The following is a 10,483-nucleotide window of genomic DNA, read 5'->3' on the forward strand; positions in this document are numbered from 1 at the left end:
AGGCCATGGTGGCGGCGGTGGCCGAGATTCGCAGCACAGGGGTTCCCGTGGCGCTGGTCTCGAATGCACTCGGGTCGACGCTCTACGACGGCGTCGATCTCGCCGAAATCGCCGACTCCGCCGTCATATCCGCAGAAATCGGAGTGCGCAAACCTTCTCGGCAGATCTACCGCGTCGCCTGCGAGCGGCTCGGAGTGGCGCCGGAAGTTGCGCTGATGGTCGACGATCTGCAGCAGAACCTCGACGGCGCCGAGCGGATCGGGATCCGCGGGATCCTGCACACCGACGCCGCAACGACCATCACAGAACTTTCCAGAGCGTTCGACATCGAACTTTCCACTACACCTGTCGAGCACACGTCGACGTCACATGAAGGGCGGTAGGCCATGACCACCATGTTCGAAAACACCGAGCGCGGAGCCGAGTACGTGGAGCGACTCACGGCGTTCATGGACAGCCATGTTTATCCTGCGGAGGCTGTCTATGCACAGCAGATGCGCGAGTCCGGAAACCCGAACCATCATCCGCAGATTCTCGAGGACCTCAAGGCCGAGGCCAAGGCGCAGGGGTTATGGAACCTCTTTCATCCGCATGCCGAGTGGGGCCCGGGGTTGACGAACCTCGAATACGCGCACCTTGCCGAGATCACCGGGCGGAGCCCGCAGCTCGCGCCGGAGGCCACAAACTGCAATGCGCCGGACACCGGAAACATGGAGGTGCTCACGCTTTTCGGCACCGACGAGCACAAGGAGAAGTGGCTACGGCCGCTCCTCGATGGTGAGATTGCCTCGGCCTTCGCGATGACCGAACCTGCGGTCGCAAGCTCGGATGCGACGAATATCGAGACCTCGATGGTGCGCGAGGGCGACGAGTACGTCATCAACGGGCGCAAATGGTGGACGTCGAACGCGCTGCATGAGAACTGCAAGGTCATGATCGTGATGGGCAAGACTGATCCCGAGGCGCCGACGCATCGGCAGCAGTCGATGATGGTCGTGCCCATGGACACTCCCGGCGTGAAGGTGGTCCGCGGGCTCCCCGTTTTCGGCTACCAGGACCGCGAGGGGCACGCCGAGGTCCTCTTCGATAATGTCCGCGTGCCCACCTCCGCGCTGCTCGCGGGGGAGGGCGACGGGTTCATGATCTCCCAGGCGCGTCTCGGCCCCGGGCGGATCCACCACTGCATGCGCGTGATCGGCATGGCCGAACGGGCACTCGATCTGCTCATTGCCCGCGCGCAGCAGCGCGTGACCTTCGGCAAACCCATCGCCACTCGCGAGAACATCAAGGACTGGATCGCCGAATCGCGCATGGAGATCGAGATGGCGCGGCTGCTCACGCTCAAGGCCGCGCACCTCATGGATACCGTGGGCAACAAGCAGGCGCGGATGGAGATCGCCGCGATCAAGGTCGTCGCCCCGAATGTCGCCCTCAAGGTGATCGACCGCGCCATCCAGATCCATGGAGGCGGCGGGGTGAGCGACGACTTCCCGCTCGCGGAGATGTGGGCGCACGTGCGCACCCTGCGCCTCGCCGACGGACCCGACGAGGTCCACAAGATGACGATCGCCCGACAGGAGCTTCGCCGGGTCGACCCGGAGTGGGGACGGAAGAAATAGTGACCCGCAGCCCTTCGCCTCAGACGGCGAGCGACGTGCCGATGGGCGCCCGCCCGCTGTCGGCGCGCGGCGAGCGCACCCGTGCGAAGCTCATCGCCGCGGCGCGCGTCGTCTTCGAGCGCGACGGATACATCGATTCCCGCCTCACCGACATCACCGATGAGGCCAAGATGTCGATCGGCACGTTTTACACCTGGTTCGACGGCAAGGACGAGGTGCTCGCCGCCGTGCTCCACGAGGCGCAGGGCGAGATGCTCCACCCCGGCACCGCACGCATGGCCCCGAAGGACGACCCCGCCGGGATCATCGCCGAGAGCAACCGCGCCTACTTCGAGGCGTACAAGCGCAACGCGAAACTCAATCACCTCCTCACCCAGGTCGCGCTCGTCGATGCCCGCTTCGCCGCGCTCCGGCGCACACGCACAGAGGCATTCGTCGACCGCAACGCGCGGGCGATCGCCGACCTGCAGCGCCGCGGACTGGCGGACCGGGAGCTCGATCCGCAGCTGGCCTCGATGGGGCTTAGCGGAATGGTTTCGCGGCTGGCCTCGGAGTCTTTCCGCACCGGAGACGAGGACACCGACATCGACACCCTGGTCCACACGGCCACCACCCTGTGGACCAATGCCCTGGGGATGACGTCGCCGCCCCCGCGCGCCCCCTGACCGCACCGTTCTCCCGAACCCGACCCATGCGGCCGCGACGGCCGCGCTACGAAAGGACCGCAACACATGCACGCGATATCCATCACCACCCTCGACGGACCCGACGCCATCGAGTACTCCGAGCTGCCGGATCCCGAGGCCGGCGAGAACGTCATCGTCGACGTCAAAGCCGCGGGCGTGGCGTTCCCCGAGCTCCTGCAGACCCGCGGGCAGTACCAGATCAAGCCGCCGCTGCCGTTCGTCCCCGGGGCCGAGGTCGCGGGCGTCGTGGAATCCGCACCCGAGGGCAGTGGGCTCGCCCCCGGCGACCGCGTGGCAGCGCTGTCCCTCATCGGTGGGTTCGCGGAGAAGGCCGCTTGTCGCGCGGACCTCACCTTCGCGCTGCCGGACTCGGTGGGCTTCAACGAGGGAGCGGCGTTCCTGTTCAATTACTGCACCGCGTATTTCTCGCTCGTCGAGCGCGGCAAGCTTGCCGAGGGCGAGACCGTCCTCGTGCAGGGCGCTGCAGGAGGAATCGGCACCGCCTCGATTCAGGTCGCCAAGGCGTTCGGCGCCGGAAAGGTGATCGCCGTGGTGTCCACCGACGCCAAGGGAGAGGCCGCCCGGAAGGCCGGCGCCGACGAGGTCGTCATGGCGGATGGATTCCTGGACGAGGTGGGGAAGAAGTCCGTCGACATAGTCGTCGACCCGGTGGGCGGCGACCGCTTCACCGATTCCCTGCGCACCCTGCGCCGCGACGGGCGGATACTTGTCATCGGATTCACCGGCGGCGAGATTCCCACGGTCAAGGTCAACCGCCTTCTGCTCAACAACATCGGGGTCATCGGCGTCGGCTGGGGCGAGTACGCGCTGGCCCATGAGGGGCACATCGCCGGCGAGTACGAGGCGATGCGTTCGCACCTCGAATCCGGCGCGCTTGCCCCGCTCGTCGAGTCCACGTACCCGCTCGCTGAGGCCGCCGAAGCGCTCAAATCCATGGAGAGCCGCACGGTGATCGGCAAGGTCGTGCTCACCACGCAGGGGTCCGGGACATAGGATTTGCTCACGCCCTCCGGGCCCGCGCCCGGACGCCCCGAGGAAGAACTGCACAGAAGTAGAGGTAGTGACCCGTGTCCATAGCGCCAGAATCTCGCGCCGCGGTGTACGCGGCCGCGAAACGCAAGGCCATCGTTCGGCTCATGCCGCTGTTGCTGCTCGCCTACTTCATCGCGAACATCAACCGCACGAACGTCTCGATCGCGAAGCAGAACCTGGAGATCCACGCCGGGATCGACGCCGCTGCCTTCGGCCTCGGCGCAGGCCTGTTCTTCGTCACCTATGCGATCTTCGAGATCCCGAGCAATATGGTGTTGCGCCGCGTCGGCGCGCGCATCTGGATCGCGCGCATCGCGGTGTCGTGGGGGATCATCTCCGTCGCACTCATGTTCACGACGGGTCCGGTGTACTTCTACATCGTCCGCATGCTGCTCGGCGCGGCCGAAGCCGGCATCTTCCCGGCGATCCTCTACCTCATCACCCGCTGGTTCGCGCAGGAGGACCGCGGAAAGATGTCGGGCGTGGTGCTCGCGACCGCGGCGCTGTCCTCGGTGGTCGCGGCGCCTGCGGGCGGCGCACTGCTCTCACTCGAGGGCCTGTTCGGCCTGCACGGCTACCAGATGCTGTTCCTCCTCGAAGGCGTCCCGGCGATCATCATCGGGATCATCATCTTCTTCACATTGCCCAGCGGGCCCGAGGATGCCGGTTGGCTTACCGAATCCGAACGTGAGGTCGTGCTCGACATCGCGGGAGGGGAGCAGTCCACCCACGAGACCATCGGCGGGATCCTGCGGGCCGCGCTGGCCAACCCGCTGATCGTCATCGCGGCGGTGTTCTACGTGTTCAACATGCTCGCCGCGTACGGGATCATCTTCTTCACCCCGTCGATCATCTTCGCGATGGGCGTGGAGAACACCTTCCACGTCGGGCTCATCGCCGCGATCGTGAGCATCGGCTCGGCCGCCGGGCTGCTCATCGTCCCACGGTTCATCCCGCGGGCGGGAGGCGAGATGCGGCTGCTGTGGTGCACCACCGGTGCGACCATCGTGACCGCCGCACTGTTCCTCGCCTCGGCGGCAGGGGTCGGGCTGCCGAGCAGCCACGCGCTGCAGATCGGGATCCTCGCGCTCGTCATGTTCTTCGTCTCCGCCTCGCAGCCGCTGCTGTGGTCCTCGCTCATGGCGCGGATCACCGGCGCCGTCGCCGCGACCGGGCTCGCCTTCGTGAGCATGTTCGGCCAGATCGGCTCGTTCATCGGGCCCTATGCCTTCGGGTTGGTGGAGAAGAACACCGGGGACGCGAACGCGTCGGTGTGGCTGATCCTCGCGGCCACCGTCTGCGGCCTGGCCTTGCTGCCGCTCCTTGCGCGCGTCCTGGGGCGCGCGGCAGGTCCGACGTCATCAAGCGGTGGGAAGGAACGGTTTGGTGACGGCGACGTGACGCCGTAACATGAAGCTTCGGTGTTTTTCCTCGTCCCGAGGCACTTGTAGTCCCGGGTGCGAGAAGTTCGCACGGGTCCCAACCGGCCGCCGTGCGAAAGACGGGAAACCCGCTGGCCCCGCGCCAGTTCGGCCGGCAATCCACGATAGGTTCCGGAAGGTTAATCCTATGTCTACTTACGCCCCAAAGGCGGGAGACGTGGAGCGCGCCTGGTACGTCGTCGACGCCACTGATGTGGTGCTTGGCCGACTCGCAGTCCAGGTCGCAGGTCTCCTCCGCGGCAAGCACAAGCCGCAGTTCGCACCGAACGCCGACGTCGGCGACTTCGTTGTGGTCATCAACGCCGACAAGGTCGCGATTTCCTCGACGAAGCGTGAGCGCGTCGTCCACTACCGCCACTCGGGCTTCCCGGGCGGCATCAAGTCCGAGAAGCTCGGCCGCGCGATGGACACCCGTCCGGACCGCGTCGTGGAGAAGGCCATCAAGGGCATGCTCCCGTCGAACAAGCTCGGCCGTTCCATGGCCTCGAAGCTCAAGGTGTACGCCGGTGCCGAGCACCCGCACACCGCTCAGAAGCCGCAGCCGTTCGAGATCAAGCAGGTGGCACAGTGACCGAAGAGAATTTGAACACCGAGAACGAGATCGAAGATCCGATCGAGGACGTTGTCGCCGAGGTCGCCGACGATTCCTACACCGAAGAGGTGCTCCCGGGCTCCGAGTACGGTGACGTGACCCCTCCGGCACCGGTCCTCGACGGACCGGCCCAGGCCGTCGGCCGCCGCAAGGAGGCTATCGTCCGCGTGCGCCTCGTGCCCGGCTCCGGCAACTTCACGCTCAACGGCCGCACCCTCGAGGATTACTTCCCGAACAAGGTGCACCAGCAGATCGTCAAGTCCCCGCTGGTCAACGTCGAGCGCGAAGAGCAGTTCGACATCATCGCGCTGCTGCGCGGCGGAGGACCCTCGGGCCAGGCAGGCGCCACGCGTCTCGCCATCGCCCGTGCGCTGACCGTCTACAGCCCGGACGATCGTCCGTCGCTGAAGAAGGCAGGCTACCTCACGCGTGACGCCCGTGCGGTGGAGCGCAAGAAGGCCGGTCTCAAGAAGGCCCGCAAGGCTCCGCAGTACTCGAAGCGCTGATCTGCCCGCAGATCACTGCTCGCGCCCAGAGGCGCTCGCCGATTCGTTCGGCGGGCGCCTTTCGGCGTTCTCGGCTGAGGACGCTTCGGCGCGGACGGCTGCGTTACATACGTTTTGGTAACAGTGATGCCAGGGCGTCGGCGGCGCGGATGCCGCCGGGTTTAGAATTTTCAGGTAATCCCTCGTTGCGGTGGACATCGTCCGCGCCCCGCGCTCGCCGCACATCTTCGACCAGGAGGCTCCACTTCCCATGCCCCGAATGTTTGGAACGGACGGAGTCCGCGGACTTGCCAATAAGTCGCTGACCGTGGACCTGGCCCTTTCGCTCGGGGCGGCAGCCGCCTCGGTGCTCGCTTTCGACCCCGCCGCGGACACCGGCCACGAATCGAGCCGGGACCGGCAGCGCCCGCTCGCCGTGATCGGCCGCGACCCGCGCGTGTCGGGGGAGATGCTCGAATCTGCGCTCGCTGCGGGTCTCGCCTCGCAGGGCGTCGACGTGCTGCTCGTCGGACAGGTGCCGACGCCGGCGGTCGCGCATCTCACCGGGCACCACCAGGCCGCGTTGGGCGCGATGATCTCGGCGTCCCACAACCCGATGCCCGATAACGGCATCAAATTCTTCGCAGCCGGCGGACGCAAGCTGTCCGACGAGCTCGAGGACCGCATCGAGGATGCTCTCGAGTCGCGCATCACCGGACCGACGGGCAACCGCGTCGGCCGGATCTCCAGCCTCGACCGAGAGACCGCGCTCGCCCCGTACCTCGAGCACCTGCTCGGCGCGGTCCGCCACCCACTGGCCGGACTCAAGGTCGTCGTCGACTGCGCTCACGGCGCCGCATTCGAGGCGGCCCCGGGCGCGTACGCGAAGGCCGGCGCCGAGGTCGTGGCGATCAACGCCGATCCGGACGGCTACAACATCAACGAGGGCGTCGGCTCGACGCACATCGAGGGCCTGCAGCGCGCAGTCGTCGAGCACGGCGCGGCGCTCGGGCTCGCCCACGACGGCGACGCCGACCGCTGCCTCGCTGTCGACGCCTCCGGCACCGTCGTCGGGGGCGACGAGATCATGGCGGTCCTCGCGCTCGGGATGTCCGAGGCCGGGGAACTCAAGGACAACACGCTCGTCGCGACGGTGATGAGTAACCTGGGTCTGCACCTGGGCCTGACCAAGCACGGCATCTCCGTCGTCACAACCAAGGTTGGTGACAGGTACGTGCTGGAAAAGCTCGCCGAGGGGCAGTACTCGCTGGGCGGGGAGCAGTCGGGGCACCTCGTGTTGCCCGAGCACGCGACGACCGGCGACGGCACGCTGACGGGGCTGTTCCTCATGGCGCGGATGGCCGAGACCGGGAAGTCGCTGGCCGAGCTCGCGGCGGTGATGACCGTGATGCCGCAGGTGCTCATCAACGTGCAGGTCGCGGACAAGGCGAAGGTATCGGTCTCGGAATCGGTGAAGTCGGCCGTGGAGAAGGAAGAGGCCGCGCTCGGCGAAACCGGGCGCGTGCTGCTGCGTCCGTCGGGCACCGAGCAGGTCGTCCGCGTGATGGTCGAGGCCGAATCACACGACGTCGCGCGGGAAAGCGCGGAGCGCCTCGCCGAGATCGTCGGCGCGGTCTAGCGGGGTCCAGCTCGTTGTAGCTGCGGCGGGCGGGCCGCGCTAGCGCTTGAGCGCGGCGCGGGCCATCGTCTGCCACATGGGGACTTCCTTCGCCTCCTTGGCGAGGGCGTCCTCCTCTTCCTTCTGGAGGAGCTTGCCGTCCACCAGGGTGGTGCCCGGAACCTCGGCCTCCGGATCGGAGAACACCGCGTACTCGGAGTCCCCGGCGAGCTCGGAGAGCAGGAAACCGGTCGCGAGGCGGCGCACGAGGGTCTGTGTCTTGTGGTCGCCCGAGGCGAGGCCGACACCGCGAAGCAGCGGGTTGCTCTCGACGAGACCGCCCTCCTCGGCCTTGACGCGGCGGTGGACGCACTCTCCGTTCCACGTCTGCCCGAGCCACATCGCCTCGGACGCGTCCTCGCTGTTCTCGGCGCTGATGATGAGCCCCGGCGCCGACACCAGCGAGGCGCGGCCGACGGCGCCCGCGGCAACAGGCTTGGGGAACGCGGCCACGACGGCCGAGATGTCGGTGCGGTAGGAGGCGAGGACCGTCGCCGCGCCGGCGCCGAGCCCGTGCCCCATGACGCCGATTCGTCCGGTATCCGGGCGGAGCTTACCGGAGCCGAGGTCCGCGTTGAACACCGCTTCGATCGAATCCGAGAGCGCGTCGACGTACGACGACTGCTTGGCGAAGAAACCGGAACCGGAATCGGTAGCAACCACGATGAAACCCCAGGAAGCCAAATGCTTGAGGGTGTCCTGGTAGTGCTTGCTCGACTTGGTCCAGTCGTGAGCGTAGGCGAGCAGGGGAGCCCGCCGCGCGTCCAGCCGCGGTACGTAGACCTTGCCGGGGACGCCCGCGAAGCCGAGATCGCCGAAGTCGATATCGTACCGGCCACGACGGCCGAGCGGACCCATGAGTTTCTTCGCCTTCTTAGCCACGCCCACAAGGTTAACGTCTATCGCCGGTAAACGCCGGACGTGGCGGCCGGAAACGGCAGATATTCGCCGATACGCCGCGCTGCAGGTGACCCGGTTTGGTGATCGTCTATAGACTTTCTTCCTATGTGCGGAATTGTTGGATATGTCGGCGGCCGGCCCGCTAAGGATGTGCTGATAGGCGGGCTCCGCCGCCTGGAATACCGCGGATACGATTCCGCCGGTATCGCGGTGGTGGACGATGAGAATCGACTCCACGTCGAGAAGAAGGAAGGCAAGCTCGCCAACCTCGAGGGCGCGCTCGCCGAATCCGGCGATGACTTCGCCGGCGGAACCGGAATCGGTCATACCCGGTGGGCGACCCACGGCCGCCCGAGCGACCGTAACTCCCACCCGCACGTCGCGGGCCGGATCGCGGTCGTACACAACGGGATCATCGAGAACTTCGCCTCGCTTCGCGCCGAGCTCGAATCCGACGGGCGCGACTTCAACTCCGACACCGATACCGAGGTCGTCGCCCAGCTCATCGACCGCGAGGTCACCAGCGGCGCGAACGCGGGGGACTTCGCCGCGTCCTGCCGCGCGGTATTCGCGCGCCTCGAAGGCGCGTTCACGCTCGTCATCGCCGATGCGGAGGCGCCCGGCACGATCGTCGCGGGCCGCCGCAACACCCCGCTCGTGCTCGGCCGCGGTGACGGGGAGATGTTCGTCGGCTCCGATGTCGCCGCGTTCATCGACTACACCAAGGAAGCCGTCGAGGTCGGGCAGGACACCTTCGCGGTGATCACCGCCGACGGCTACGAAGTTTTCCCGTTCCTCGAGGGCGGGGCCGCCGAGTCCCGCGAGTTCACGATCGACTGGGATCTCGATGCCGCCGAGAAGGGCGGCTACGAGTACTTCATGCTCAAGGAGATCGCCGAGCAGCCGGCCGCCGTCGCCGACACGCTCCTCGGCAAGCTCATCGACGGGCGCATCGTGCTCGACGAGCAGCGTCTGTCCGACCAGGAGCTGCGCGATATCGACAAGGTCTTCATCGTCGCCTGCGGCTCCGCCTACCACTCCGGGCTCGTCGCCAAATACGCGATCGAGCACTGGACCCGCATCCCCTGCGAGGTCGAGATCGCCTCGGAGTTCCGCTACCGTGACCCGGTCCTCGACCGCTCCACCCTGGTCGTCGCGATCTCGCAGTCGGGCGAGACCGCCGACACGCTCGAGGCCGTGCGGCACGCGAAGTCCCAGAAGGCCCGCGTGCTCGCGGTTTGCAACACCAACGGCGCGCAGATCCCGCGCGAGGCCGACGCCGTGCTCTACACGCACGCCGGACCCGAGATCGGCGTCGCCTCGACGAAGGCCTATCTCGCGCAGATCGCCGCGAACTACCTCGTGGGCCTGGCCCTCGCGCAGGCTCGCGGCACGAAGTTCCCGGACGAGGTCTCGGCCGAATTCCGCGCGCTCGAAAAGATGCCCGAGCTCATCAGCCAGGTCGTCGAGCGCCTCGACCAGGTCCGACAGATCGCCCGCGAACTCGCGGATTCCAAGTCGGTGCTGTTCCTCGGTCGCCACGTCGGCTACCCGACCGCGCTCGAGGGCGCGCTCAAGCTCAAGGAGCTCGCGTACATGCACGCCGAGGGCTTCCCGGCGGGCGAACTCAAGCACGGCCCGATCGCCCTCATCGAGGAGGGGCTGCCGGTATTCGTGGTGATGCCCCCGCTGCACGGGCGTTCGCTGCTGCACTCGAAGCTCATCTCGAACATCCAGGAGATCAAGGCCCGCGGCGCGCGCACCATCATCATCTCCGCCGAGGGGGACGAGGTCGTCAAGCCGTTCGCCGACTACCTCATCGAGATCCCGGAAACGACGACGCTTCTGCAGCCGCTGTTGTCGACGATCCCGTACCAGGCGTTCGCCGCCGAGGTTGCCGCCGCGCGCGGCTACGACGTCGACAAGCCGCGTAACCTCGCCAAGTCCGTCACCGTCGAGTAGAACGCACGCCCCCGCAACGTAGGGGAGACGCTAGGAGCGCGAGGACCATGACCCACCGAGACGACT

General features: G+C 67.1%; 10 protein-coding genes. 9 read left to right on the plus strand and 1 reads right to left on the minus strand.

Going from position 1 to position 10,483, the window contains the following annotated elements:
• The 8 genes from K8V11_RS05115 to glmM form a co-directional block, all read left to right on the plus strand.
• Window positions 1–383 (plus strand): HAD-IA family hydrolase (locus tag K8V11_RS05115; RefSeq protein ID WP_303911361.1); only part of this gene is annotated, 383 nt, incomplete at its 5' end.
• A 12-nt stretch (window positions 384–395) separates the two neighbouring features.
• Window positions 396–1,619: an acyl-CoA dehydrogenase family protein gene (locus K8V11_RS05120; RefSeq protein WP_303911368.1), complete on the plus strand. Its 1,224-nt coding sequence runs from the start codon at window positions 396–398 to the stop codon at window positions 1,617–1,619.
• 41 nt (window positions 1,620–1,660) lie between these two features.
• On the plus strand, window positions 1,661–2,284 hold the full coding sequence (locus K8V11_RS05125; protein WP_303911369.1) for a TetR/AcrR family transcriptional regulator: 624 nt from the start codon (window positions 1,661–1,663) through the stop codon (window positions 2,282–2,284).
• 66 nt (window positions 2,285–2,350) lie between these two features.
• Window positions 2,351–3,319 (plus strand): NADPH:quinone oxidoreductase family protein, encoded by a 969-nt coding sequence (locus tag K8V11_RS05130; protein ID WP_303911362.1) that lies wholly within the window; start codon window positions 2,351–2,353, stop codon window positions 3,317–3,319.
• Between the two features lie 74 nt (window positions 3,320–3,393).
• On the plus strand, window positions 3,394–4,767 hold the full coding sequence (locus tag K8V11_RS05135) for an MFS transporter (protein WP_303911363.1): 1,374 nt from the start codon (window positions 3,394–3,396) through the stop codon (window positions 4,765–4,767).
• A gap of 160 nt (window positions 4,768–4,927) precedes the next feature.
• Window positions 4,928–5,371 carry a 50S ribosomal protein L13 gene (rplM, locus tag K8V11_RS05140; protein WP_067475174.1) on the plus strand — a complete coding sequence of 148 codons (444 nt, stop codon included), beginning with the start codon at window positions 4,928–4,930 and terminating at the stop codon, window positions 5,369–5,371.
• Window positions 5,368–5,898, plus strand: coding sequence for a 30S ribosomal protein S9 (gene rpsI, locus K8V11_RS05145; protein WP_303911364.1), 531 nt, complete (start codon window positions 5,368–5,370; stop codon window positions 5,896–5,898). The genes rplM and rpsI overlap by 4 nt, the downstream gene beginning before the upstream one ends.
• A 250-nt stretch (window positions 5,899–6,148) precedes the next feature.
• Window positions 6,149–7,516 carry a phosphoglucosamine mutase gene (glmM, locus tag K8V11_RS05150; RefSeq protein WP_303911365.1) on the plus strand — a complete coding sequence of 456 codons (1,368 nt, stop codon included), beginning with the start codon at window positions 6,149–6,151 and terminating at the stop codon, window positions 7,514–7,516.
• 39 nt (window positions 7,517–7,555) lie between these two features.
• Here the strand turns inward: glmM and K8V11_RS05155 are convergent, their stop codons facing one another.
• Window positions 7,556–8,437 carry a dienelactone hydrolase family protein gene (locus K8V11_RS05155; RefSeq protein WP_303911366.1) on the minus strand — a complete coding sequence of 294 codons (882 nt, stop codon included), beginning with the start codon at window positions 8,435–8,437 and terminating at the stop codon, window positions 7,556–7,558.
• Between the two features lie 123 nt (window positions 8,438–8,560).
• On the opposite strand from K8V11_RS05155, the gene glmS reads away from it, so the two are divergent.
• Window positions 8,561–10,417, plus strand: a complete 1,857-nt coding sequence (glmS, locus tag K8V11_RS05160; RefSeq protein WP_303911367.1) for a glutamine--fructose-6-phosphate transaminase (isomerizing) — start codon at window positions 8,561–8,563, stop codon at window positions 10,415–10,417.
• Window positions 10,418–10,483: the final 66 nt, after the last annotated feature.

It is taken from the genome of Dietzia timorensis (genome assembly GCF_020742175.1).
GTDB classification, from domain to species: Bacteria; Actinomycetota; Actinomycetes; order Mycobacteriales; family Mycobacteriaceae; genus Dietzia; species Dietzia timorensis_A.

Excerpts from the sequence above, each read along its gene's own strand:
- rplM (WP_067475174.1), top strand. The coding sequence starts at position 4,928 with ATGTCTACTTACGCCCCAAAGGCGGGAGACGTGGAGCGCGCCTGGTAC.
- glmS (WP_303911367.1), top strand. The coding sequence starts at position 8,561 with ATGTGCGGAATTGTTGGATATGTCGGCGGCCGGCCCGCTAAGGATGTG.
- glmM (WP_303911365.1), top strand. The coding sequence starts at position 6,149 with ATGCCCCGAATGTTTGGAACGGACGGAGTCCGCGGACTTGCCAATAAG.
- K8V11_RS05130 (WP_303911362.1), top strand. The coding sequence starts at position 2,351 with ATGCACGCGATATCCATCACCACCCTCGACGGACCCGACGCCATCGAG.
- K8V11_RS05125 (WP_303911369.1), top strand. The coding sequence starts at position 1,661 with ATGGGCGCCCGCCCGCTGTCGGCGCGCGGCGAGCGCACCCGTGCGAAG.
- K8V11_RS05120 (WP_303911368.1), top strand. The coding sequence starts at position 396 with ATGTTCGAAAACACCGAGCGCGGAGCCGAGTACGTGGAGCGACTCACG.